The 25,537-nt window shown below is 72.8% G+C and carries 17 protein-coding genes; 3 read left to right on the top strand and 14 right to left on the bottom strand.

The window, feature by feature from the left end:
* Nucleotides 1-38: 38 nt before the first annotated feature.
* Entirely contained in the window at nucleotides 39-1,127 is a 1,089-nt protein-coding gene (locus tag ASD06_RS00675; RefSeq protein ID WP_056671879.1) for a branched-chain amino acid aminotransferase, read from the bottom strand.
* Between the two features lie 39 nt (nucleotides 1,128-1,166).
* On the opposite strand from ASD06_RS00675, the gene ASD06_RS00680 reads away from it, so the two are divergent.
* Nucleotides 1,167-2,288 (top strand): diguanylate cyclase, encoded by a 1,122-nt coding sequence (locus ASD06_RS00680; protein ID WP_157371421.1) that lies wholly within the window; start codon nucleotides 1,167-1,169, stop codon nucleotides 2,286-2,288.
* Here the strand turns inward: ASD06_RS00680 and ASD06_RS00685 are convergent.
* The 9 genes from ASD06_RS00685 to ASD06_RS00730 all read right to left on the bottom strand — a co-directional run bounded on the left by ASD06_RS00685 (nucleotide 2,271) and on the right by ASD06_RS00730 (nucleotide 16,127).
* On the bottom strand, nucleotides 2,271-3,347 hold the full coding sequence (locus ASD06_RS00685) for a 3-isopropylmalate dehydrogenase (RefSeq protein ID WP_056672868.1): 1,077 nt from the start codon (nucleotides 3,345-3,347) through the stop codon (nucleotides 2,271-2,273). The two genes, ASD06_RS00680 and ASD06_RS00685, sit on opposite strands and share 18 nt — an antisense overlap.
* A gap of 156 nt (nucleotides 3,348-3,503) precedes the next feature.
* Complete coding sequence (locus ASD06_RS00690) at nucleotides 3,504-7,640, bottom strand: S8 family serine peptidase (protein WP_056671885.1); 4,137 nt, start codon at nucleotides 7,638-7,640, stop codon at nucleotides 3,504-3,506.
* A gap of 531 nt (nucleotides 7,641-8,171) precedes the next feature.
* On the bottom strand, nucleotides 8,172-9,200 hold the full coding sequence (gene ilvC / locus ASD06_RS00700; protein ID WP_056671891.1) for a ketol-acid reductoisomerase: 1,029 nt from the start codon (nucleotides 9,198-9,200) through the stop codon (nucleotides 8,172-8,174).
* A gap of 84 nt (nucleotides 9,201-9,284) precedes the next feature.
* Nucleotides 9,285-9,797 carry an acetolactate synthase small subunit gene (gene ilvN / locus ASD06_RS00705; protein WP_056671894.1) on the bottom strand — a complete coding sequence of 171 codons (513 nt, stop codon included), beginning with the start codon at nucleotides 9,795-9,797 and terminating at the stop codon, nucleotides 9,285-9,287.
* 1 nt (nucleotide 9,798) lies between these two features.
* Nucleotides 9,799-11,538: an acetolactate synthase large subunit gene (locus ASD06_RS00710; RefSeq protein WP_056672869.1), complete on the bottom strand. Its 1,740-nt coding sequence runs from the start codon at nucleotides 11,536-11,538 to the stop codon at nucleotides 9,799-9,801.
* Nucleotides 11,539-11,978: 440 nt separating this feature from the next.
* A complete protein-coding gene (ilvD, locus tag ASD06_RS00715) occupies nucleotides 11,979-13,673 on the bottom strand; it encodes a dihydroxy-acid dehydratase (protein ID WP_056671897.1) in 1,695 nt (564 codons plus the stop codon).
* Nucleotides 13,674-13,740: 67 nt separating this feature from the next.
* Nucleotides 13,741-14,040: a ubiquitin-like small modifier protein 1 gene (locus ASD06_RS00720; RefSeq protein ID WP_200941770.1), complete on the bottom strand. Its 300-nt coding sequence runs from the start codon at nucleotides 14,038-14,040 to the stop codon at nucleotides 13,741-13,743.
* Entirely contained in the window at nucleotides 14,037-15,137 is a 1,101-nt protein-coding gene (locus tag ASD06_RS00725) for a hypothetical protein (protein ID WP_200941771.1), read from the bottom strand. Before ASD06_RS00725 ends, ASD06_RS00720 begins: the two co-directional genes overlap by 4 nt.
* Before the next feature lie 30 nt (nucleotides 15,138-15,167).
* Complete coding sequence (locus ASD06_RS00730; RefSeq protein ID WP_056671902.1) at nucleotides 15,168-16,127, bottom strand: 2-hydroxyacid dehydrogenase; 960 nt, start codon at nucleotides 16,125-16,127, stop codon at nucleotides 15,168-15,170.
* A gap of 84 nt (nucleotides 16,128-16,211) precedes the next feature.
* On the opposite strand from ASD06_RS00730, the gene ASD06_RS00735 reads away from it, so the two are divergent.
* Nucleotides 16,212-17,399, top strand: coding sequence for a sorbosone dehydrogenase family protein (locus ASD06_RS00735; RefSeq protein WP_056671905.1), 1,188 nt, complete (start codon nucleotides 16,212-16,214; stop codon nucleotides 17,397-17,399).
* Between the two features lie 12 nt (nucleotides 17,400-17,411).
* Here the strand turns inward: ASD06_RS00735 and ASD06_RS00740 are convergent, their stop codons facing one another.
* Nucleotides 17,412-19,694: a bifunctional diguanylate cyclase/phosphodiesterase gene (locus tag ASD06_RS00740; RefSeq protein WP_157371422.1), complete on the bottom strand. Its 2,283-nt coding sequence runs from the start codon at nucleotides 19,692-19,694 to the stop codon at nucleotides 17,412-17,414.
* A gap of 143 nt (nucleotides 19,695-19,837) precedes the next feature.
* Here ASD06_RS00740 and ASD06_RS00745 point away from each other — a divergent pair, with 143 nt between their 5' ends.
* The gene (locus tag ASD06_RS00745; protein ID WP_056671911.1) at nucleotides 19,838-22,114 is read left to right on the top strand and encodes a diguanylate cyclase domain-containing protein; all 2,277 of its coding nucleotides are present in this window, start codon (nucleotides 19,838-19,840) and stop codon (nucleotides 22,112-22,114) included.
* Nucleotides 22,115-22,127: 13 nt separating this feature from the next.
* On the opposite strand, the gene gatB is transcribed toward ASD06_RS00745, so the two are convergent.
* The 3 genes from gatB to gatC are packed head-to-tail and all read right to left on the bottom strand — an operon-like array spanning nucleotide 22,128 to nucleotide 25,533.
* A complete protein-coding gene (gene gatB, locus ASD06_RS00750) occupies nucleotides 22,128-23,669 on the bottom strand; it encodes an Asp-tRNA(Asn)/Glu-tRNA(Gln) amidotransferase subunit GatB (RefSeq protein WP_056671914.1) in 1,542 nt (513 codons plus the stop codon).
* On the bottom strand, nucleotides 23,666-25,198 hold the full coding sequence (gene gatA / locus ASD06_RS00755) for an Asp-tRNA(Asn)/Glu-tRNA(Gln) amidotransferase subunit GatA (protein ID WP_056671917.1): 1,533 nt from the start codon (nucleotides 25,196-25,198) through the stop codon (nucleotides 23,666-23,668). Before gatA ends, gatB begins: the two co-directional genes overlap by 4 nt.
* A complete protein-coding gene (gene gatC, locus ASD06_RS00760; protein WP_056671920.1) occupies nucleotides 25,198-25,533 on the bottom strand; it encodes an Asp-tRNA(Asn)/Glu-tRNA(Gln) amidotransferase subunit GatC in 336 nt (111 codons plus the stop codon). The genes gatA and gatC overlap by 1 nt, the downstream gene beginning before the upstream one ends.
* Nucleotides 25,534-25,537: the final 4 nt, after the last annotated feature.

The following is a 25,537-nucleotide window of genomic DNA, read 5'->3' on the forward strand; positions in this document are numbered from 1 at the left end:
ATGGTCTGGTTCCGAGCCTTTCCACGGACGGCGGCGCGTCACGCCAAGCGGTGCAGCCAGCCGTGCGTGTCGGGCACGCGGCCGTACTGGACGTCGAGCAGCGCGCTGCGCACCGCCGCCGTCACCTCACCCGTGCCACCACCCGCGACGACAGCCTCGCCGTCCGGCCACACCAGCCGGCCCACGGGCGTCACCACGGCGGCCGTGCCGCAGGCGAAGACCTCGCGGATCGCTCCGGACGCTGCACCCTCGCGCCACTCGTCGACGTCGATCCGGCGCTCGACGACCTTGTGCCCCATGTCGTCGAGCAGCGTGATGATCGAGTCGCGCGTGACGCCCTCGAGGATCGTTCCGGTGAGCTCAGGCGTGACCACGCTGCCGTCGTCCAGGACGAAGTAGAGGTTCATGCCACCGAGCTCCTCGACCCAGCGGTGCTCGATCGCGTCGAGGAAGCACACCTGGTCGCACCCGTGCTCGGACGCCTCGACCTGCGCGGCGAGGCTGGCGGCGTAGTTGCCGCCGCACTTCGCCGCGCCAGTCCCGCCGGGCGCGGCCCGGCTGTACTCCTGCGACAGCCAGATCGACACCGGCTTCACGCCGCCCGCGAAGTACGGACCCGCCGGCGAGGCGATGACGCAGAACGTCACCTCGGACGCCGGACGCACCCCGAGGAACGCCTCGGACGCGAACATGAACGGCCGCAGGTACAGGCTCGCCTCCCCCGACCCCGGCGCCGGCACCCAGTCGACGTCGGTGGCGACCAGCGCGCGCACCGCCTCGACGAAGTCCTCCGCCGGCAGCTCGGGCAGCGCCAGGCGCCGCGCCGAGCGCTGGAACCGCGCGGCGTTCTGGTCCGGCCGGAAGGCCCAGACCGAGCCGTCGTCGTGCCGGTAGGCCTTGAGCCCCTCGAAGATCTCCTGCGCGTAGTGCAGCACTGCGGAGGACGGGTCGAGCTGCAGGGGGCCGTACGGGCGCACCTGCGCGTCGTGCCAGCCGCGGCCATCCGTCCACGTGGCCAGTGCCATGTGGTCGGTGAAGTGCTTGCCGAAGCCAGGGGCGGCCAGGACGGCGGCCCGCTCGTCGTCGGGCAGTCGGGACGAGGACGGGGTGAGCGCGAAGTCGAGCATGTTCGGACGCTACCGCACCCGGTGCGGGAGCGTCCGTGCGTGCTCAAGGACCGCGCGACGGACGCCGACAACGACAGGGTGGGACTCGCAGGGGACGTCGCGCAGGGCGACACCGACACCGCACGGCGCTGGCTGTGCCGCACCGAGATGGAGCGTGCTCGCTTCATCGACATGAACGAGCGCGTGCGTTCGGCGCGCCGGGTGCAGGGCGTGTCGATGGGTCTGGCGGTGCTCATCTCCACGCCCGTGTACGGCTGGTGGATCACCGTGCTCGTGGTCGGCGCGATCGCCCCCCTCGTGGCCCTCGAGAAGGTGCCGGAGCGCACCATCACGCTCGAGCGGGGCTCGGCCGCCAGCATGGGCACGATCATCCTGATGCTCGGTCTGGTGTCGCTCATCACCGGCGGCGTGCACAGCCCCTTCCTGCCGTTCCTGTCGGTGCCGACCCTCATGCTCGCCGCGCGGTTCCGGGTCGCGGTCGTGGCCGCCGGCCTCGCCTCCTGCGCCGTGGTGGGCGGGGTCGCGATGCTCGGCGCGCTCGCGCTGCCCCCGGCGCCTGCAGCGCCCTGGTGGGTCTCGCTGGCTGCCTACGCCGCCCTGCTCACCGGCCTGGCCGCGATCTCGATGACCCTGCTCGGCGCTGAGCTGCAGTCGCGGGGCGAGGCCGCGGTCGACCCGCTGACCGGTCTGTTCAACCGCAAGGCGCTGGCCGGCCGGTTCGCCGAGGCGGCCGCCCAGGCGGCCGTGCTCGGCGGCTGGGTGTCGGTCGTGCTCTGCGACCTCGACCACTTCAAGACGGTCAACGACCGCTTCGGCCACGACCGGGGCGACATCGTGCTACGCGAGGCGGCGTACCGGATGCGCAAGACGCTGCGCACGTTCGACCTGGTCTACCGGATCGGCGGCGAGGAGTTCCTCATCCTGCTGCCCGGACAGGACCTGCCCTCGGCGGTGGTCGTCGCCGAGCGGCTGGTCGAGGACGTCGCGGCCGCCCCCATCGACGGCCTGCCCCTCACCATGTCGGCGGGGGTGGCCGCCGGCTGCGGCAGCGACCTGCGGCTCGAGCCGCTCATGAAGCGCGCCGACGTCGCGTTGTACGCGGCGAAGGCCGGCGGTCGCAACCGCGTCTGCGTCGACGGGCGGCTAGCCGAGCCCGCCTGAGGCCGCGACGCGCACCGCGAGCGACTCGCCGATCTCGCGGGTGCTGCGTGCGGCACCGTCACGCGAGGCCAGGTCGTCGGCCACGGCCTGCTCGACGGCGCGTGCCTGGGCGGTGAACCCGAGGTGAGCGAGCAGCAGCGCGACCGACAGCACCGTGGCCGTGGGGTCGGCCAGGCCCTGTCCGGCGATGTCTGGGGCCGAGCCGTGCACCGGCTCGAACATGCTGGGAGCCGTGCGGTCGGGGTTGACGTTGCCGCTCGCCGCCAGGCCGATCCCGCCGGTGACGGCCGCCGCGAGATCGGTGACGATGTCGCCGAAGAGGTTGTCGGTGACCACCACGTCGAAGCGTGCGGGGTCGGTGACCAGGAAGATCGTCGCGGCGTCGACGTGCAGGTAGTCGGTGGACACCTCGGGGTACTCCTGCCCCACCCGCTCCACCGTGCGCCGCCACAGGTGGCCGGCGTAGGTGAGCACGTTGTGCTTGTGCACCAGCGTCAGTCGCCGCCGGGGCCGCGCCTTCGCCGCCTCGAAGGCGTACCGCACGACCCGCTCGACGCCGAAGGCGGTGTTGACGCTCACCTCCGTGGCGACCTCGTGCGGGGTGCCGACCCGCAGGGCCCCGCCGTTGCCGGTGTACGGCCCCTCGGTGCCCTCCCGGACCACCACGAAGTCGATGTCGCCCGGGGCAGCGAGCGGAGTCGCGACGCCGGGGAACAGCCGTCCTGGTCGCAGGTTGACGTACTGGTCGAGCTCGAACCGCAGTCGCAGCAGCAGGCCGCGCTCGAGCACACCGCTCGGCACGCCCGGATCACCGATCGCACCGAGCAGGATCGCGTCGTGCTCGCGGATCTCCGCGAGCACCGAGTCCGGCAGCGTCTCCCCCGTGGCGTGCCAGCGGCGCGCCCCCAGGTCGTACTCCGTGCGCTCGAAGCTGACGCCGCTCGCCGCACCGACGGCGTCGAGCACCCGCAGCCCCTCGGCCACCACCTCCGGGCCGATGCCGTCACCGGCGACGACGGCGAGCGAGACGGTGCGAGCGGCATCAGCGACGTTCGACATGACCGCCACGGTACCTACTCGTCCCAGATGGCGGGCGTGAGGTCTCGGGATGCGGTCGCCTGACGCTGCGCTCGTCGCGGGTTCGGGCACAGCACGAAGCCCCCGGTCGGGTGACCGGGGGCTTCGTGCTGCGCTACCAGGCGCGGGCGGGTTCGCTCAGCGAACCGTCACGTAGATGAGTGACGAGTAGCTGGGCGCGTACCCGGCGTTGCCGCTGTAGTACGCCCGCACCGAGTGCCTGCCCCGGCTGAGCACCGGCAGCTTCGCGGTCGCCTTGCCGCGCACGACGGTCGCAGTGGCCAGGACCCTGCTGCCGTTCTTGAAGGTCACCCGACCGGTCGCGGACGACGCCACCGTCGCCGTCACCGTCGGGCGCCCCCCGTAGCGGTAGCTGTAGTCGTTGGCCGTGAGCCGGACGCTGGTCGTGAGCGCCCGCACGTAGACCCGCACCAGGCCCGAGTAGCTGGGCATGACGCTCGACGATCCGTTGTAGTAGGCGCGCACGTAGTGCGTGCCACGGCTGAGCCCACTCGCCCGGAACACCGCCTTGCCACTGCTGACCGGCACCGTGCCGAGCCGCCTGGCCCCGATCTTGAACGTCACGGTGCCGGTGGCCGACGACGGCGAGACGGTCGCCGTGAAGACGGGGTGACCCCCGTAGCGGTAGTTGTCGTCGTTGACGGTCTGCTTCACCGACGAGGCGGTGCGCACGGCCGTGACCTGCGCCCTGGCCCCGTTGGTGTTGAGGTGGTGCAGCGTCAGCAGACCGAGCGGCTTGTCGGCCGCCATGGTGCGCAGGTCGCGGCGCACGTGGAGTGCGGCGTCCGCGAACGGCGCGTCGCTGCTGAGCACCGAGTAGCCGCCGTCACCGACGGCCGACAGCGCCGGCGAGACGACGTCGACCGACAGCGGCGCGGACGGCGCGCCGATGCGATCGGTGTCGCCGGACTCCACGGTGCCCGCCTGCACCCAGTACTTGATGCGGTGCGACGACGGGGTACCGGTGGGCGAGCCACCGGAGCGCCCACCAGGCAGGTACTTGCCGATGGCCGGGAGCGAGACCGGCAGGAAGAGCGAGTCGCTGCGGAACAGGCCGGTGTCGTACTGGCCGGGCAGCCCGTTGAGCAGCTGCAGGCCGGCACCATCCACCAGGTCGGGGCATCCGTCCGCGTCGCTGTCCGCCGTGTCCGACACCTCGACGAGGCAGCCGTTGCTCAGGTCGACCAGCACGCTCCACATGGTGTCGCTCGTGGGGTTGAGCCGGGTGTTGTAGGCCAGGAGCTCCGGGCCGGGGGTGGCCGGGTCGGTGTCGAGGTAGACGTCGAACTCGGCGTACGAGGCGGGAGTGCGCCACGGTCCCCACGCACTGATCCCGAAGTAGGCCATGGTGCTGTTGGCGGCTGCCGGATCGAAGGGCTTGTCGACCGTCAGGGCGTCGGACGCGAAGCCCGCGTAGCGCAGGTCACCCGCCCGGTCGTCCGCGAACGGCGTGCAGGCGATGACGACCTTGGCTGAACAGTCCGGGCGGCGCGGGCTCGTGCCCTGCAGCTCGAAGGCGCTGACCGCGCTGGCGTAGTTGGTCGGGTCGCCCAGGTCGCCACCCTGGTAGACGAAGGAGCCGGACGAGGTCAGGGTGCCCGTCTGCACGGTCGAACCGGACACTCCCACCGCCGCGCGCGTCTTCATCGTCGACGCCGGGTGCGGCGCCACGTAGAGCGGCACGCGCGAGGTGCCGGTGACGCCCGAGGTGGTCACCTCCACGCGGCCGCTGAAGTCGCTGAAGTAGCTGCGCAGACCGCCCTCGGCGTCCATGGTGGGGTCGAGAGTGTGCTGCAGGGCCGCAGCGGTGATGCTGACGGTGACGCGGACGTCGGCGCTGCGCCCCGCGGCCAGGCTGAAGGTGCTCGGTGAGAACGAGACCTTCACGCCCGGGGTCGTGACGACGCCCTTGTAGGCCATGGTGTACGACCGCGAGGTCGTGCCCGCGTTGACCACGCGCAGCGTCTTGCTGAGCGCGGTGTTGCGCGTGACGGCAACGTCACCCCACGACAGGCTGACGACGCCTGGGTCGTCCTTCACGTACGCCAGGGTCGGCGTCACGACCGCGCGGTCGACCTGCGCCCGCCCGGCACCGGCCCGGGCGGGCCCGACCACGCGGCTGCCGAGCTTGACGTCGGCCCCAGCGGTGTTCATGATCGCGGCCTTGATCTGCTCGACCGACCACGTCGGGTGCGCCTTGCGCACCAGCGCCGCGACGCCGGCCACGTGGGGTGTCGCCATCGAGGTACCGCTCTCGGACACGCCGTTGAAGCCCGTGCCGACGTCGGTCGAGAACACCGACACACCCGGCGCCGACACGTCCGGCTTGAGGTTGTGCGCACTGCCGAAACCGCGCGAGCTGAAGCCCGCGACCTGGTTGGTGGCCGACGGCGTGCTCAGCTGCACGGTGTTGTGGGCCGCGTGGGTCATCGTGACGCGCACCTCGGTGCCCGCGTCCAGCGCGGCGGCGATGGCCTTCGTGCCCTTGGACGTGATGCCCATGGCCGGCAGCGTCTTGCTGCCGAGGAAGCCGGCGGAGAAGCGGGCGACGTCGACGCCGTACAGGACGCCGATCGCGCCGGCGGCCTCGGCGTTCGCGGCCCGCGTGGCCGACCCGCAACGGAAGTCGGCGTCGTGCCAGAACGTCAGGAGCACCTTGCCGGTGAGGTCCTGCGAGATCGAGTCGCAGCCGTCGGTGTTGTTGCCTGCGCCGGGCTCCTTGGTCCAGTCGTCGATCTTCGCGACGGCCACGTTCGTCACCCCGGGCTGGCCGGCCCAGTCGTAGTCCGAGGACTCCGTAGCCGCGAAGACGTTGTCGACGGCGCCCTCGGCGTTGGCCGTGGTCTCCAGCGCCGCCGGGGCGTCGATCTTCAGCCCGTCGAGGACGTCGACGGGGTCGTCGGACGCCGCGACGCCGATGACGCGGGCCGCGTTGCCCGGCGAGCCGGCGACGTCCGAGACGTCGCCGGCGTTGCCCGCGGCCGCTACCACGATCGTGCCGATGGCGGACAGGTTGTTGCTCGCGACGGCGTCGGGGTCGTCCGGCGAGGCGAAGTCGCCGCCGAGCGACATGTTGACGACGTCCAGGTGGTCGGAGACGTCACCGTCGCCGTTCGGGTCGGCCGCCCAGTCGAGCGCCTCGGCGACGACGTTGGTGGAACCCTCGCAGCCGAAGACCTTGAGCGCGTAGATCGACGCCTGCGGCGCGACGCCGGGGCCGATGCGGAAGTCGCTCGGCTTCAGGCCTGCGACCCAGGGCCCGGCGTAGGTCTGGTTGGTGCTCGTGACACCGCGCCCCGCCGCGCTGCCCGCCACGTGGGAGCCGTGGCCGTTGCAGTCCAGCGGGTTCGCGTCCGGTGACGGGTTCGGCTGGTAGTCCGGGTTCGGGTCGCCGGAGTCGAGCGTCGGGTTCGGGTAGTAGCCGTCGCCCGCGAAGTCGTACCCGCCGACCACCGCGCCCTGCGGCCAGTGGACGGCGTCCGCCTCGTGCGCCTGGGCCGTCGTGTAGGCGGCGGTCGTGCCGGCACCGCCGAAGTTCTTGTGGGTGTAGTCGACACCGGTGTCGATGATGGCGATCCGCACGCCGGCGCCGGTGTTCTTGGCCGTCCCCGACCACACCGAGCCCGCCCCGATCAGGGGCACGGTCGTGCTGTTCCTGAACGACTTCGGCGTCAGCCGGTGGATCGCCTTGACGCCCGGCAGGGCGGCCAGCGCCGGCAGCCGGGAGGCGTCGGTGCTGACCGCGACACCGGAGTAGGCGGCGTGGGTGCGGTACAGCGTGCGTGCCTTGGTGGCGGAGCGGCCGAAGGCGCGCTCCACCGTCTTCTGCGTGGCCTTGACCTCACGGGCCTGACGGATCGCCGCGCTCCGGGCGGCGGCGCCGCCGCGGGGCAGGGTGCTGCGGTAGACGCTGATGGCGGGAGCGTCGTCGAGCTCCAGCATCACCTGCACCGGGCCGCGCGTGGGCAGCGCCTGCGGGCGCTCCGACGCCGGACCGCTCCCCTTCGCCCGGGGATCCAGCAGCGACGGGCTCACCGACCCAGCCGCGCGCTGACGGGCCGTCGCCGCGGCCTCCTGGGCCGCCTCGCGCAACGACTGCCGCCCCTGCTGGGCGTGCGGGTTCGAGGCGGCGGTGGCCGTCGCGGCGACAGCCGGGGTCGCGCTCAGCGCGGCGGCAGCGACTGCCGTGAGCGCGCTGGAGGCGACGACCAGGCGCAGCTGTCGGCTGCGCCTCGTGCCTGTGGTGGTCGACACCGAACTCTCCTCAGACGTAGCCCCGAGCCCGTTGGCAGCCCACCGCTGGTGGCGCCCGCGGTGGACCCTCGTCCCCCGCCGAAACGACTACGCGTGGGGAACATAGGGCCTTCGTGGTCCCATCGGCTGGCGAATCGCCCAGATTGACTCCAGCGAGTGGCCAAAATGTCCGGAGACGTTCGAACGGGCCGCCCCCTGTGGGGACGGCCCGTTCGGTGGACTGCTGCCGCTGGCGGCTCAGTCGTCGCTGTGACCCTGGTCGCGCAGGTCCATCGACTCCTGCAGCGCCCGGCGGGCGTACTCCTCGGCCTCGCTCATGATGCGTTCCTTCGTGACGAGCGTGATCGTGGGGGCGCCGATCGGCTGCCCTGCGGCCCGAGACCTCGAGGCGGGGTCACCGCCGGTGGATCGTCGTGCCGTCCGCGCGGTGTCGAAGGATGGGCTCCGCGCTCGTGTCCTGCTCAGGATACTCGGACGTCCACGTATCGGCACGTGGTTCCCGGAACCTGAGACGAACGGCCTGCCGGCGGGTCAGCGTGCGGCAGTGCCCTCCGTGTAGTCGTCGTCGGTGCTCTTGACCCAGGCCATGAGGCCACGCAGCTGGCGGCCGGTGTTCTCGATCGGGTGCTGCTCTCCCTCGGCACGCAGCCGGGCGAACTCGGGGGCTCCGGCGTCCTGGTCGGCGATGAAGCGAGCCGCGAACGTGCCGTCCTTGATGTCGGCGAGGACGTCCTGCATGCGCGCCTTCACCGAGTCGTCGATCACGCGCGGGCCCGACACGTAGTCGCCGTACTCGGCGGTGTCGGAGACGCTCCAGCGCTGCTTGGCGATCCCGCCCTCGTACATCAGGTCGACGATGAGCTTCAGCTCGTGCAGGCACTCGAAGTACGCGACCTCCGGCTGGTACCCGGCCTCGGTGAGCACCTCGAAGCCCGACTGCACCAGACGGGACACCCCGCCGCACAGCACGGCCTGCTCGCCGAACAGGTCGGTCTCGGTCTCCTCGGTGAAGGTGGTCTTGATGCCCCCGGCCCGAAGGCCGCCGATCGCCTTGGCGTACGCGAGCGTCAGCGGCCACGCCGAGCCGCTGGCGTCCTTCTCGACGGCCACGAGCACCGGGACGCCCCGCCCGTCGCTGTACTCGCGGCGCACCAGGTGACCCGGGCCCTTGGGGGCCACCATGACGACGTCCACGCCGTCCGGCGGGGTGATGTAGCCGAAGCGGATGTTGAACCCGTGACCGAACAGCAGGGCCTTGCCCTCGGACAGGTGCGGCTCGATCGCCTCGGTGTAGACGTGCCGCTGCACGTGGTCGGGCGTGAGGATCACGATCACCTGGGCCTCGGACGCCGCCGTCGCCGGGTCGACGACCCGCAGACCCTCGGCCTCGGCCTTGGCCCGGCTGCGACTGCCCTCGGGCAGGCCGACGCGCACGTCGACCCCGCTGTCGCGCAGGTTGAGCGCGTGGGCGTGGCCCTGGCTTCCGTAGCCGATCACCGCGACCTTGCGGTCCGCGATGGCAGCCAGGTCGGCGTCGTCGTCGTAGTACATCTCGGCCACGGTGGGCGCTCCTTCGGTTCGTTGCGTTACAAGGGTTCTGGGGACAAGCCAGTGCTAGTCGGTGCGAGGCGGTGCGAGGCGGTGCTAGGCGGTGCGTAGGGCGCGGTCGCTCATGCTTCGCGGACCCCGGCCGACGGCGACCAGGCCCGACTGCACGAGCTCGCGGACGCCGAACGGCTCGAGCACCCGCAGCAGCGCCGCGAGCTTCTCGGCGTTGCCGGTGGCCTCGATGGTCACGGCGTCGGTCGACACGTCGACCACCTTGGCGCGGAACAGCTGCACGGTCTCGAGCACGTGCGAGCGGGTCTGCAAGTCGGCCCGCACCTTGACGAGCAGCAGCTCGCGCTGCACCGACGCAGCCGGTTCGAGCTCGACGACCTTGATCACCTCGACCAGCTTGTTGAGCTGCTTGGTGACCTGCTCGAGTGGCAGGTCCTCGACGTCGACGACGACGGTCATGCGCGAGATGTCGTCGTGCTCGGTGGGGCCCACCGCCAGGGACTCGATGTTGAAGCCCCGGCGCGAGAACAGACCTGCGATGCGGGCCAGGACGCCTGGGCGGTCCTCCACCAGCACCGAGAGCGTGTGCTTCGACATCTCACTCCTCCCTGTCCCACGTCGGGCTCATGCCCCGCGCCACCTGGATCTTGTCGTTGCTGACGCCGGCGGGCACCATGGGCCACACCATCGCGTCGCGGTGGACGACGAAGTCGACCACCACCGGTCGGTCGTTGATCGCCATCGCCTGCTCGATCGTGGCGTCGACGTCCTCGGGCCGGTCGCAGCGCAGGCCCGCGCAGCCGTACGCGTCGGCCAGCTTGACGAAGTCCGGGATCCGCCGCGCCGCACCGGTGTGCAGGTCGGTGTTGCTGTAGCGCTCGCCGTAGAACAGCGTCTGCCACTGCCGGACCATGCCGAGGCTGGAGTTGTTGATCACCGCCACCTTGATGGGGATGTTGTTGATCGTGCAGGTGGCCAGCTCCTGGTTGGTCATCTGGAAGCAGCCGTCACCGTCGATGGCCCACACGGTGCGGTCGGGCTGCCCGGCCTTGGCGCCCATGGCGGCCGGGACGGCGTACCCCATCGTGCCGAGGCCGCCGGAGTTGAGCCACGTGCCGGGCTGCTCGTAGGAGATGAACTGCGCCGCCCACATCTGGTGCTGGCCCACACCCGAGGTGAAGATCGTGTCGGGGCCACTCAGCTCGCCGAGGCGCTGGATGACGTACTGCGGGGCCAGCGTGCCGTCGTCCGGTTCGGTGTAGCCGAGAGGGTAGGTCTCGCGCCAGCCGTCGACCTCGCGCCACCAGCCCTCGTAGTCACCGACGCGGCCGGCCTGCCGCTCGCTCGACAGCGCCGCCACCAGCTCGCGGATCACCTCGCGCGCGTCGCCGACGATGGGGACGTCGGCCACGCGGTTCTTGCTGATCTCGGCCGGGTCGATGTCGGCGTGGATCACCTTGGCGTGCGGCGCGAACGTCGACAGCTGGCCGGTGACGCGGTCGTCGAACCGCGCGCCCAGGCTGATGATCAGGTCGGAGCGCTGCAGCGCGGTGACGGCCGCGACGGTGCCGTGCATGCCCGGCATGCCGAGGTTCGCCGGGTGGCTGTCGGGCAGCGCCCCGCGGGCCATGAGCGTCGTGACCACCGGGATGTTTGTGTCGTCGACGAGCCGCCGCAGCTCGGCGCTCGCGCGCGCTCGGATCACACCGCCGCCGACGTACAGCACCGGACGGCGGGCTTCGGTGATCAGGCGCGCCGCCTCGCGCACCTGCTTGCCGTGCGGGCGCGTCACCGGGCGGTAGCCCGCCAGCTCGACGCGCTCGGGCCAGTGGAACTGCGTCGTGGCCTGCAGGGCGTCCTTGCTGATGTCGACCAGCACCGGGCCCGGTCGGCCGGTGCCGGCGATGTGGAAGGCCTCGGCGATGGCCTGCGGGATCTCCGCAGGGTCGGTGACGAGGTAGTTGTGCTTCGTGATCGGCATGGTGATGCCGCGAATGTCGGCCTCCTGGAACGCGTCCGTGCCGATCGCGGACGACGACACCTGGCCGGTGATCGCGACCATCGGCACCGAGTCCATGTAGGCGTCGGCGATCGGCGTCACGAGGTTCGTGGCGCCCGGGCCCGACGTCGCCATGCAGACGCCCACGCGTCCGGTCGCGGCGGCGTAGCCCTGCGCGGCGTGCCCGGCGCCCTGCTCGTGACGCACGAGCACGTGCCGCACGGTCTCGGAGTCGAGCAGCGGGTCGTACGCCGGCAGGATCGCGCCTCCCGGAATGCCGAAGACGAGCTCTACGCCCGCGTGCTCGAGGGAGCGGACGAGGCTCTGCGCCCCCGTCATCGTCGTGCGTCCCCGCGAGAGCGTTCCGGCGACGTCCGCCGGGCTCGCGGGACGCTCGGTGCCGCTGCCGGCCTCGCCTGCTGCGCTCACGTCCTCACCCGTTCTGCTCGAGTTCCTGGTGGTGGTGCTGGTGGTGGTGCTGGTGGTGGTGCCGTGCGGAAGATCCTGGCCCGACAACGAAAAAACCCCTCGGCCCGTGGTGGGCACAGCGAGGGGTTGCGCGCGGTCCGGAGCCGGTGGACCGGCTAGACAGCGCGCTGTTCGAGTACGAGCGACGAACGCACGGTCTCACCTTCTCCGCCGGGTGCTGTCGCGTCAACTGAGCCAACCTCTTGTCTCGGTATTCGATACACAGATTCCGTACTGCGGACGTCTCCGCCATCCAGGCCGCTCCCGAGAGCGGCCTGGGTGGCGCAGAGTGGTCTGGCTGGCGGAAGGGCTCAGTCGCAGACGGCGCCTTGGGCCGCCGAGCCGACCAGGCGGTAGTACTTGGCGAGCACTCCCCGCTCGTGCTTGGGTGGCGGCGCCGTCCAGCCCTGCCGGCGCTGCTCGAGCTCGCCGTCGTCGACCAGCAGGTCGAGCCGTCCCGCGGCGACGTCGAGGCGGATGGGGTCGCCGTCCTGGACGAAGGCGATGGGGCCGCCGTCGACCGCCTCGGGCGCGACGTGGCCGACGCACAGACCGGTCGTGCCGCCGCTGAACCGGCCGTCGGTGAGCAGCAGCACGTCCTTGCCGAGCCCGGCGCCCTTGATGGCGCCCGTGACGGCGAGCATCTCGCGCATCCCCGGGCCGCCCTTGGGGCCCTCGTAGCGGATGACGCAGACGTCACCGGGGCCGAGCGTGCCGTCCTCGACGGCGTCCATGGCCGCGCGCTCGCCGTCGAACACCCGGGCCGTGCCCTCGAAGACGTCCTCGTCGAAGCCGGCGCTCTTGACCACCGCGCCCTCGGGGGCGAGCGAGCCGTGCAAGATGGTGATCCCGCCGGTGCGGTGGATCGGCGCGTTCATGGCGCGCAGCACCTTGCCGTCGACGTCCGGCGGGGCGATGTCAGCGAGGTTCTCGGCCATCGTGCGGCCGGTGACGGTGAGGACGTCGCCGTGCAGCAGGCCGGCGTCGAGCAGCGCCTTCATGACCACCGGGACGCCACCGACGTGGTCGACGTCCTTCATGACGAAGCTGCCGAACGGCTTGACGTCGGCCAGGTGCGGCACCTTCGCGCCGATCCGGCGGAAGTCCTCGAGCGAGAGCTCGACGTCGGCCTCGTGGGCGATGGCCAGCAGGTGCAGCACGGCGTTGGTGGAGCCGCCGAACGCCATGACGACGGCGATGGCGTTCTCGAACGCCTCGCGCGTGAGGATCTGGCGAGCCGTGATGCCCTGCCGGAGCAGCTCGACCACCGCTGCTCCCGAGCGCCGGGCGTAGCCGTCACGGCGGCGGTCGGTGGCTGGCGGCGCCGCGCTGCCGGGCAGCGACATCCCGAGCGCCTCGGCCGCACTGGCCATGGTGTTCGCGGTGTACATGCCGCCGCACGCGCCCTCACCGGGGCAGATCGCGCGCTCGATCGCATCGACGTCCTCGCGCGGGATGAGCCCGCGTGCGCACGCACCCACGGCCTCGAAGGCGTCGATGATCGTGACCTCACGCTCGCTGCCGTCCGACAGCTTGGCGATGCCCGGCAGGATCGAGCCGGCGTAGAGGAACACGCTCGCCAGGTCGAGCCGGGCCGCGGCCATGAGCATGCCCGGCAGTGACTTGTCGCAGCCGGCGAGCAGCACCGAACCGTCGAGGCGCTCGGCCTGCATCACGGTCTCGACGCTGTCGGCGATGACCTCCCGCGAGACCAGCGAGTAGTGCATGCCCTCGTGGCCCATGGAGATGCCGTCCGACACCGAGATCGTGCCGAACTCGAGCGGGTACCCGCCCGCGCTGTGCACGCCGTCCTTGACGGCCTTGGCCAACCGGTCGAGCGGCAGGTTGCACGGCGTGATCTCGTTCCAGCTGCTCGCGACGCCGATCTGCGGCTTGGCGAAGTCCTCGTCGCCCAGGCCGACCGCCCGCAGCATGCCGCGGGCGGCAGCCTTCTCCAGACCGTCGGTGACGTCGCGGCTGCGCGGCTTGATGTCCGGGGTGCTCATGACGGGAGTCTAGGACCGGCGTCCCGCCAGGTGGACGGGCATCCCATCACCTGAGCGGTGACGGTGCTCACCCACCAGCCACCGACGGCAGCACGTGGAGCACCGCGCCGTCGTGCAACGCCGTGCCGGCGCGATCGAGCGAGCGCACGTCGTCACCGTCGACGAACAGGTTGACGTGTCGGCGCACGGCCCCGGTGTCATCGCGCAAGCGGCGGCCCAGCGCCGGCCACTGCCGCGCCAGGGCCGCGAGCGCACCGGCCACGGTGGCGTCGTCGGCGAGCTCGAGGCGCACGACGTCCTGCCCCCCGGCGTGCTCGCGCAGCACGCCGGGCAGCTGGACGTCGACGACCACGGTGTCGCTCCTCACGCCGGGACGACGGCGGCGCGCACGCAGAGCACGTCGGGCAGGTTCTCGGCGATGGTCGTGAACGTGCGGCCCTCGTCGGCGCTGGCGTAGACCGCGCCGGCGCGCGTGCCGACGTAGACGCCCACGGGGTCGAGGGCGTCTACGCACGCCGCGTCGCGCAGCGGCGTGACCCAGCAGTCGTCGGGCAGGCCGGACGCGTTCGGGGTCCACGTGGCGCCACCGTCGGTGGTGCGGTGGACGCGCAGCCGGCCGTCCGGTGGCACGCGCTGCGCGTCGGCGGTGAGCGGCACGACCCAGGCGGTGTCGGCGTTACGCGGATGACCGAGGGCGACGAACCCGAAGTCGGCGGGCAGCCCGTCAGCGATGGACTGCCAGCTCGCTCCGGCGTCGTCGCTGCGGTAGACGCCGTGGTGGTTCTGGGCGTACCACCGGGCGCCGTCCGGCCCGGCCGCGGCCACCTTGTGCACGCACTGGCCGAACTCCGGGTAGGGATCGGGCATGAACTTCACGTGGATGCCCCGGTTGCGCGGGTTCCACGTCGAGCCGCCGTCCTCGGTGCAGTAGACGCCGCCGGTGCTCATGGCCACGGTGACGCGCTGGTCGTCGGTGGGGTGCGGCACCACGGTGTGCACCGCGGCACCCCCGAAGCCGGGATACCACTGCGGACGGTGGGGGTGGTCCCACAGGCCCTGCACCAGCGAGAAGGTGCACCCGCCGTCGTCGCTGCGCCACAGGGACGTCGGCTCGCAGCCGGCCCAGACCACGCCGGGCCGCTCAGCGGTGTCGGGGTGCAGCTGCCAGACCCGCTCGAGCGCGGTGTCGGCACCCTCGGGGAAGACGATCGCGCCGCCGTCCGCCTCGGTCCACGTGCGGCCGAGGTCGTCGCTGTGCTGCACCGTGGGGCCCCAGTGCTCCGAGCGGGCGCCGGCCAGCAGGTGCAGCGTGCCGCCCCGCGTGTCGATGGCGACGGAGGGCACCTCTGTCATGAGCAGGTGCGGGCCGTCGAGCGTCCAGGTGCGCCGGTCGTCACTGCGGGCGAGCCAGAGTCCCTTGCGGGTGCCGATGGCGACGATGACCGACGTGGTGGTGGTGTCCATACCTGTCATGACTGTCCGTCCCAGGAGAACTCATCGGTCGCCGGTGAACGGCTCCCGGCCGGGCACCACGATGCCGCGTGGGGGGCGGCCCGTCGAGAGCCTTTCCAGCAGATCGGTGAGCATCTCGACCGCCCGGGGGTGAAAGGCGGACGTCGCTCCCCCGACGTGCGGGCTGATGAGCACACCCGGCGCCGTCCAGAGCGGGTGGCCCGGCGGCAGCGGCTCGGGGTCCGTGACGTCGAGCGCGGCGAGCAGCCGCCCCGACCGCAGCTCGGCGAGCAGGGCGTCGGTGTCGACCACGCCACCGCGGGCGACGTTCACGACGAGCGCGCCGTCGGGCAGGGCCGCCAGGAAGTCGGCGCCGACCAGGCCCTGCGTGGAGTCGTCGAGCGGCACGGTGAGCACGACGACATCGTGCTCGGGGAGCAGGCGGACGAGCTCGTCGATGCCGTGCACCGGCAGTCCGGCCGGCCCGCTCGGCCGGGCCGAGCGAGCGACGACGGTGACGTGCGTCTCGAAGGGCAGCAGCCGCTCGACCACCGCGCGGCCGACGCCTCCGGCGCCGAGCACGAGGACGTGACGGTCGGCGAGCGCCCGCCTGCGTTGCGGCGCCCACCGGCCGTCGTCCGCAGCGCGCACGAAGTCCGGCAGTCCGCGCAGCGCCGCGATCGCCAGACCCACGGCGAGCTCGGCCGTCGACGTGTCGTGCACGCCCACCGCGTTCGCGAGCGCCACGCCCTCGGGCAGCAGCGGCAGCAGCGTCTCGTAGCCGGCGGTGAGGGTCTGCACGAGCTGCAGTCGGGGCAGTCCGGCCAGCTGCGCACCCCAGTCGCCGACACCCATGTACGGCGGCACGACCACCGTGACGTCGTCGGGGTCCTCGAGCGGCGCGGTGAGGTCCCACAGGCGCAGCCGGACGCCATCCGGCGGGCGGCCCACCGCGTCGACGAGGTCCTGCTCGGGCAGCGTGACGACCCAGGGCTCAGCCATGGGCTCACCGTAGGCCAGGGCACTGACCGGGTCGGACGCGGCTCGAAGGGGTGCGCCGCGCGTTGGTCGGGGTGAGACTGGAGCATGCGCCGACTCGGGGTGTGTGGCCAGACGGCCGCGGTCGGGCTGGCGCTCGTGGCGCTGGCTGCCTGCTCGGGCCACGGCGCCCCTGGCGGCTCCCCCGCGTCGAGCACCACGTCGAGCACCACGTCGAGCACCACCTCGAGCACCACCTCGAGCACCAGCGCGAACGGGGCCGTCGCGACGCAGCGCCCGGCCAGCCAGGTCGCCGCCGTGACCGTCGTCGCCCGTGGGCTCGCCGTCCCCTGGGGTCTGGCCCGGCTCGACGACGGCTCGTACCTCGTGTCACTGCGCGACGAGGCTCGCGTCGTACGCGTGACACCGGACGGCCGGACCCTCCCCGTGCCGGCCACCGGCCAGGACGGCCGGGTCGCGGGCGTGCGCCCCGAGGGTGAGGGCGGTCTGCTCGGACTCGCCTTCGCCCCCGGCGACCAGCACACGCTGTACGCGTACCTGACGTCCGACACCGACAACCGGGTCGTGTCGATGCCGTACCGCGACGGCCGGCTCGGCCCGCTCACTCCCCTGCTCACCGGCATCCCGAGGGCGGGCAACCACAACGGCGGCCGGCTCGCCTTCGGGCCGGACGGCATGCTCTACGTCACCACCGGCGATGCCGGGGAGCGCCCGAACGCTCAGGACCGCCGTTCGCTCGGCGGCAAGATCCTGCGGATCACCCGCGACGGCCACCCGGCGCCGGGCAACCCGTTCTCGGGCTCGCCGGTGTGGTCGTTCGGCCACCGCAACGTCCAGGGCATCGGCTGGGACTCGGCCGGCCGGATGTACGCCAGCGAGTTCGGCCAGAACACCTGGGACGAGCTCAACCGGATCGAACCGGGCCGCAACTACGGCTGGCCGGTGGTGGAGGGCCTGGGCACCGACGCCGACGTCGCCCGCGGCTTCACCCGCCCCTTGGTGGTGTGGCCCACTGACGACGCCTCCCCGAGCGGGATCGCCGTCGGGCGCGGCGCCGTCTGGCTGGCGGCGCTGCGCGGCGAGCGGCTGTGGCGGGTGCCGTTACGCGCCGACGGGTCGGCCGGGCGGCCCGAGGCGCTGCTGCAGGGCCGCTACGGCCGGCTGCGCGCAGCGACCTTCGAGCCCGACGGCGCCCTGGTCGTCATCACGAGCAACCGCTCCCGCGGCACCCCGACCCGCGACGACGACCGCATGCTGCGGCTGCGCCTGCGCTGACGCACGAGCGAGCTAGCCGCGGATCACCGGGAGACGTCGGCGCTCGAGGTCGGCCACCACGCCGGCGACCTGGTCGAGCGGGACGGCGGCGGCGTACAGCCAGCCCTGCGCGTAGCGGGCACCGAGCTCACGGACCACGTCGCGCACCTCGGTGGTCTCGATGCCCTCCACGACGACGTCGAGCGGCAGGGCGCGACCGAGGTCGATGATCGAGCGCATGACCGCGAGCGCCCGGGGGTCAGTCGTCAGGTTCGCGGTGAGCCCCTGGTCGAGCTTGAGCGTCGAGGCGGGCAGTCGGCTGAGGTAGGCCAGGGCCGAGTAGCCGCTGCCGAAGTCGTCGATCGCGACCCAGACGCCGAGCGCGCGCAGCTGCTGCAGCTGGCCCAGCTCACCGGCGTCCTCACCCACGAAGGCGGACTCGGTGACCTCGATGACGAGCCGGGTCGCCGGCACCCCCGCCTCGGCCAGCAGGTCGGCCACGTCGGCCGCGAAGGTCGGCGAGCGCAGCTGCACCGGCGAGACGTTCACTGCGACGCGCGCCCCGGCCACACTCGCGTCGAGCGCTGCGAGGTCGGCGAGCGAGCGGCGCAGCACGTGGGTTCCGAGCTCGGCGATGAGACCGCAGCGCTCGGCGGCCGGGATGAACTCGTCGGGCGTGACCCGGCCCAGCAGCGGGTCGACCCACCGGGCCAGGGCCTCGAAGCCGACCACTGCCTCGGATGCCTCGGATGCCTCGGATGCCTCGGACTCCAGCCGCAGCACCGGTTGGTAGTGCACGTCCACGTCGCCAGTGCGCACCGCCACCCGCAGCCGGCGTTCGACGTCGAGGGAGCGGCGGTGCTGCGCCGCGACGGGGCCGTCGTAGCGCTCGACCCGATCGCGCCCGGACTGCTTGGCCGCGTGCAACGCGACACCGCTCTCCACGACCGCCGCGGCCGTAGCGCCCCCCGACCAGCGCGCGACACCGATGCTCGTCGACACCCGCACCGCTGCCGCCCCGGGAAGGGCGAGGGCCGCCGCGCGCACGGCCTCCAGCAGGGTGTGGGCCAGCGCACGGTCACGACCACCACCGCCCGGCACGACGACGACGAACTCGTCACCGCCCACCCGGAAGGCACGGCAGTCCGGCTCCAGGGCGGCGTGCACGCAGTCGGCCACGGCCACGAGCAGGTCGTCACCGCGGGAGTGCCCGAGGACGTCGTTGACCTCCTTGAAGCCGTCCAGGTCGAGGGTCAGCACGGCACCCTCGGGTGTGTCCGCCAACTCCTCGAGCCGCCAGCCCAGCGCTCGCCGGTTACCCAGCCCGGTCAGGGGGTCCTGCATCGCCTGCCGGGTCAGCGAGCGCATCAGGCGGCCGCGCTGGACGCCGGTCCAGGCCTCGCGCGCGGAGAAGACCGCGATCATGGCGACGGCGACGGCGATCGTGACGCTGTCAGTCACCGGGTCGCCCGCGAACGCGGCAACGGCGACGACCAGCACGATGAAGGTCACGACGGTGGTGGTGAGCGCGACGCGCGCCTCCGAGGCCCGGCCGTCGTCCGCGTGCCGCGCGGGTTGCAGCCGCAGCACCCCTTCACCGATGGCCGGCCAGGCGATGCACCACAACGCCGCGGCCGCCCACGGCCACAGGTGGCCCTGGGCCACCGACCGCAGCGTGTAGCCGTCGGCCGCGGCGTAGACCGCGAAACCGAGCATCGTCAGCAGCAGCCCGCGGTCGAACTCGCGCAGCCAGCCCAGCACCAGCAGCGCGAGGATGCTGGTCTCGATCAGCGCGATCAGCAGGGCCAGTGCGTCCCCGGCCGACAGACCGCCGGAGAGCAGCGCCGGGCGGTAGGCGACGCGCCAGAGCATCAGCAGCGTCGCGCAGCCGAGCAGGAGCGAGTCGAGCGTCATCCGCGCCCAGTGGGTGCGCACCGAGCGCGGGCGCAGCGCGAGCAGCAGGCCCGTGACGCCGAGCGGTGCCGACACCGTGCCGAGCACGTCACCGAGGGTCGGGAACACCGGGTCACCCAGGGAGGCCTCACCACCGATGACGAGCTGACCCACGCCCCACGTCACCATGGCCATCGCGAGGAAGCGCGCCGACAGCCGCATCGCGTCACCGCGGCGCCAGGACGTGACGAGCACCACCAGGCCGGTGACCACCGCGAGCAGTCCCGAGAACAACGCGGCCACGGCCACCGCCGTGGCGGGATGCACGCGCGCCAGCACCGACACGGCAGTCGCCGCCAGCACGCCGGACGTCATCATCACCGGGCCGCGCAGCCGCGGTGAGACCGTCTCCCCTGCTCTCACGGCTGCTCTATCGGCAGCCCGGACGCCCGCCCTGAGCGGCCGGTGCGCCGCACTCGCCGCCGGTGGCCGTGGCAGCTGGCCCGTGCGGATCACCCCTGCGGTTCGCCCTTGACTGCGCCCGCAGACCTGCCGATAGAGCACCCGTGCCTCTGACGATCCACGACGTCCTGGCGGATGCCGCCGTCCGCAGCGTGTTCCAACCCATCATCGAGCTGGAGTCCGGCCGAGTCGTCGCCTACGAGGCGCTCGCGCGCGGCCCGCACGGGCCCCTCGAGAGCCCGGTGGCGCTGTTCGACGCCGCGCGCGCCGAGGGGTGCCTGCCCGAGCTGGACGAGGCGTGCCGAGCCGCCGCCTTCCGCGGGGCCATCGAGCACGGCCTGCTCGAACCGCTCACGCTGTTCGTGAACGTCGAGCCGGAGGTGCTCGACGCCGCGCCGCTCGACGACCTGCTCGCGATCGCCGACGCCGCACCCGGACGGTTGCGCGTGGTGCTGGAGATCACCGAGCGCGCGCTGGCCAAGCGCCCGGCCGAGCTGCTGCGCACAGTGCAGCGGGTGCGCGACCTCGGCTGGGGGGTGGCCCTCGACGACGTCGGTGCGGAGTCGGCGTCCCTGGCCTTCATGCCGCTGCTGCGCCCCGACGTGGTCAAGCTCGACCTGCGCCTCGTGCAGGACCGGCCCGGCCCGGACGTCGCCGAGATCATGAACGCGGTGAACGCCCACGCCGAGCGCACCGGTGCGCGCATCCTCGCGGAAGGCATCGAGGACGAGCGTCACCTGCGGGTCGCTCTGGCCCTGGGCGCGACGCTGGGCCAGGGCTGGCACTTCGGCCGCCCGGCGCCCGGCCCGGCGACGGATCACGCGACCGGCAGCCTCGACCTGACGGTCGTGCGCCGCGGCACAGCCACCGACGGTTCGCCGTTCGCGGCCCTGCCGCCCGGGGTGCCGCGCCGGCGGGCCCCGAAGGCACTGCTCGTCGAGCTGAGCAAGCACTTGGAGCGCGAGGCGATGCGCGTCGGAGAGACCTGCGTGGTCGCTGCGACGTTCCAGGAGGCCGTGAACTTCACGGCAGCCACGGCCCAGCGCTATCGCGACCTGGTCGACCGCACGGGGTTCGTCTGCGCCCTCGGCGAGGGGCTCGCCGTCGAGCCGCTGCCCGGCCTGCGCGGCGCGGCCCTCGCCCCCGACGACCCGGTGCGCGGCGAGTGGGACCTCGTGGTCGTCAGCCCGCACTTCTGCGCCGCCCTGCTGGCTACCGACCTCGGCTCCACCGGGCCGGACCTGCAGCGCGAGTTCGAGTACGCGCTCACCTACGACCGCGCGACCGTGGTCGAGGCGGCGCAGCGGCTGCTGTCGCGGGTGGCGCCCGAGGTGACGCCGCCGCGTCCGCACGGCACCGAGTCCCGGCCCGCGGACGAGTGCGCGGACGAGTGCGCGGACGAGTGCACGGCGGCCGGGGAGCCGGCGACGGCCGGTGCGGCCCTCACCCTGGCCGTCGAGGGCGAGGCGGTGCTGCACCGGGCGCTCGCGGCCACCAACAGCGGCATCACCATCGCCGACGTCCGCCGGCCCGACCAGCCGCTCGTGTACGCCAACACGGCGTTCGCCGAGCTCGCCGGCCTGCCCCTGGAGCGGCTGGTCGGCCGCAACTGCCGGTTCCTGCAGGGTCCCGACACCGACCGCGACGCCGTGGCTCGCATCCGGGCCGCCGTTTCGCGCGGCGAGGAGTGCCGCGAGACCCTCCTGAACTACCGCGGCGAGCAGCGCATCCCGTGGTGGAACGAGATCTACCTGGCACCGGTCGTGGACGCCGAAGGTCGGGTCGTGCAGTACATCGGCGTGCAGAACGACGTCACCGCCCAGGTCGAGGCGCAGCGCGCGTTGGTGCACGAGCGCGACCGAGCCCGCAGCTACCTGACCCGCATCGAGCAGCTGGCGTACACCGATCCGCTCACCGGCTTGATGAACCGCCGTCGACTGGAGAGCGAGGTCGAGGCGGCGCTCTGGGACGCTCAGCTCACCGAACGCGGGCTCGCGCTGCTGTTCCTCGACCTCAACGGCTTCAAGCCGGTGAACGACGAGCTCGGCCACGCCGCCGGTGACGAGCTGCTCGTGCGCGTCGCCGAGCGCTTGCGCGCCAGCCTTCGCCGCGGCGACCTGCTGGCCCGCCTGGGTGGTGACGAGTTCCTCGTCGCGCTACCCGGACTGGACGCGCACGACGCGGCAGCCCAGGCCGAGCAGGTGGCCGCGTCGCTGCGGGACGCCGTCGCCGAGCCGGTCGAGCTGGCCGGTCGCCTGGTGTCGGTGTCGGCGTCGATCGGCTGGAGCGTCTACCCCACCGACGCCGACGCCTTCGGCCCGCTCATGCACCTCGCGGACGAGCGCATGTACGGGCAGAAGGCGAGCCGGCTGCGGGTCTGACCCGACCAGCGCATCAGGTGAGGCGCTCGAGCACCAGCTCACGCACCCGCCCGGCGTCGGCCTGACCGCGCATCTCCTTCATCACCGCACCGATCAGCGCCCCGGCCGCGGCGACCTTGCCGCCACGGATCTTCTCGGCGACGTCGGGGTTGGCCTCGATCGCGCGGTCGATGGCGGCACCGAGGGCACCGTCGTCGGAGACCACCTCGAGACCGCGGGCCGTGACGACCTCCTCCGGCGAGCCCTCGCCGGCGAGCACGCCGTCGAGCACCTGGCGCGCGATGGTGTCGTTGATCCGGCCGGACTCCACCAGCCCCGCCAGCTGGGCGACCTGCTCGGCCGTGACCGGCAGCGAGGCCAGCTCCTGGCCCTCCGCGTTGGCCCGGCGGGCCAGCTCTCCCGACCACCACTTGCGCGCGGCGGCCGGTGAGGCGCCGGCGGCGACGGTGTCCTCGACCAGCTCGGTGGCGCCGGCGTTCACCAGGTCGCGCATCTCCAGGTCGGTGAAGCCCCAGTCCTGCTGCAGCCGGCGGCGGCGCTGCGCCGGCGGCTCCGGCAGCGTGGTGCGCAGGTGCTCCACCCAGGCGGCGTCCGGAGCCACGGGCACCAGGTCGGGCTCGGGGAAGTACCGGTAGTCCTCGGCGTCGGACTTCACGCGTCCGGACGTCGTGAGGCCGGAGTCCTCGTGCCAGTGCCGAGTCTCTTGCACGATCACGTCGCCAGCCACCAGCCGGGCGCCCTGGCGGCAGATCTCGTACCGCACCGCCCGCTCGACGCTGCGCAGGGAGTTGACGTTCTTGGTCTCGGTGCGGGTGCCGAGCGGCACGGCGTCCTGGTCGTCGTCGCGCCGCTCGCGCAGCGACACGTTCGCGTCGCAGCGCAGCGACCCCTGCTCCATGCGGACGTCGGAGACGCCGAGCGCGCGCAGCAGGTCGCGCAGCGTCGCGACGTACGCGCGCGCCACCTCCGGCGCCCGCTCCCCCGCACCGGTCAGCGGCTTGGTGACGATCTCGATGAGCGGGATGCCCGCGCGGTTGTAGTCGACCAGCGAGTACTCCGCGCCGTGGATGCGTCCGGTGGAGCCGCCGACGTGCAGGGACTTGCCGGTGTCCTCCTCCATGTGGGCGCGCTCGATGGCGACGCGGTAGGTCGTACCGTCGTCCAGCTCGACGTCGAGGTAGCCGTTGGTGGCGATCGGCTCGTCGTACTGCGAGGTCTGGAAGTTCTTCGGCATGTCCGGGTAGAAGTAGTTCTTGCGCGCGAACCGCCCCCACGGGGTGATGTCGCAGTGCAGGGCCAGGCCGATCCGGATCGCCGACTCGACAGCGGCCTCGTTGACCACCGGCAGGGCGCCGGGCAGGCCGAGGCACACCGGGCACACCTGGGTGTTCGGCTCGGCGCCGAACGCCGTGCCGCAGCCGCAGAACATCTTGGTGGCCGTCGACAGCTCGACGTGCACCTCGAGCCCGAGCACCGGGTCGAAGCGCTGCACCGCCTCGTCGTAGGGCAGCAACAGCTCGTCGGACGACGAGCTCGTGGCGGACGTGGTGGTCACGCGAGCACCTCCAGCTCAGGGGCCTTCGACAGCAGCGGGCCGCCCCATCGCTCGAGCAGCATCTGCTCGAGCGCGGCACCGACCGCGTACAGCCGGTGGTCGTGCGTCGCGGGCGCGAGCAGCTGCACGCCCACGGGCAGGCCGTCCTCGTCGGCCAGGCCGGCCGGCAACGACATCCCCGGCACGCCCGCGAGGTTCGCCGGGATCGTCGCGATGTCGTTGAGGTACATGGCGAGCGGGTCGTCGAGCTTCTCGCCCAGGCGGAACGCCGTCGTCGGCGCCGTCGGCGAGATCAGGACGTCGGCCTGAGCGAACGCCGCCTCGAAGTCGCGGGCGATGAGCGTGCGCACCTTCTGCGCCTGGCCGTAGTAGGCGTCGTAGTAGCCGCTCGACAGCGCGTAGGTGCCGAGGATGATGCGGCGCTTGGCCTCGTCGCCGAAGCCCGCGTCGCGCGTGGCCGCCATGACCTGCTCGGCGGTCGGCGCGTCGACGCCCTCGGGCAGCACCCGCAAGCCGTAGCGCATGGCGTCGAACTTGGCGAGGTTGCTGCTCGCCTCGCTCGGCAGGATGAGGTAGTACGCCGCCAGGGCGTACTCGAAGTGCGGGCACGTCACCTCGACCACCTCGGCGCCGGCGCCGGTGAGCAGCTCGACCGCCTCGTCGAAGCGCGTTCGCACCCCCGCCTGGTAGCCCTCGCCACCGAGCTCGCGGACGACGCCGATCCTCAGGCCGCGCACGTCGGCGCGCCGCGCCGCCTCGACGACCGCGGGCACCGGGCCGTCGATGCTGGTGGAGTCGCGCGGGTCGTGGCCGCCGATGACCTCGTGCAGCAGCGCGGCGTCCAGCACAGTGCGGGTGCACGGGCCGGCCTGGTCGAGGCTGCTGGCCAACGCGATGAGGCCGTAACGCGACACGCCGCCGTAGGTGGGTTTCACACCCACCGTGCCCGTGACGGCCGCCGGCTGACGGATCGAACCGCCCGTGTCGGTGCCGATCGCCAGGGGCGCCTCGAACGCCGCGACCGCGGCAGCCGAGCCCCCACCCGACCCGCCGGGGATGCGCTCGAGGTCCCACGGGTTGTGGGTGGGGCCGAAGGCCGAGTGCTCGGTGGAGCTGCCCATCGCGAACTCGTCCATGTTCGTCTTGCCGAGCACCACCATGCCGGCGCCCTTGAGTCGCTCGACGAGCGTGGCGTCGTACGGCGGCACCCAGCCCTCGAGCAGGCGCGACCCCGCGGTGGTCGGCAGGCCCTTCGTGGCGACGACGTCCTTCACCGCGACCGGCACGCCGGCGAGCGCGTGCACCGGCTCACCGGCCGCCCGCCGCTCATCGACGGCGCGAGCCGCCGCGAGCGCCTGCTCGTCGGCGACGTGCAGGAACGCGTGCACCGCGCCGTCGACCGCGCGGATGCGGTCGAGGTGGGCCTGCGTCACCTCCACGGCCGACACCTCGCCCGACTGCAGCGCCTGCGCCAGCTCGGCCGCCGATCGGCGGGTCAGGTCGCTGGGCTCGGCGATCGGGGCGGCCATCAGTCCTCCTCCAGGATGCGCGGGACGCGGAAGCGCTGCTGCTCGGACTCAGGGGCACCGCTCAGGGCCTGCTCGGGCGTCAGCCCGGGCACCGGAACGTCTGGCCGCGTGACGTTGGTGAGCGGCAGCGGGTGCGACATCGGCGGCACGTCGTCCGCCGCGACCTCGCCGACGCGGGCCACCGACTCCAGGATCACGCCGAGCTGGCCGGCGAGGCGGTCGAGCTCGGCGTCGGTGGCCTCGATGCGGGCCAGACCGGCCAGGTGCGCGACGTCCGCGCGGCTCAGGCCGTCGCTGCCGGGGCTTGCGGAGGCATGGCTGGAGGGTTCGGACATGCCG

The organism is Angustibacter sp. Root456, from assembly GCF_001426435.1.
Lineage (GTDB): Bacteria > Actinomycetota > Actinomycetes > Actinomycetales > Angustibacteraceae > Angustibacter.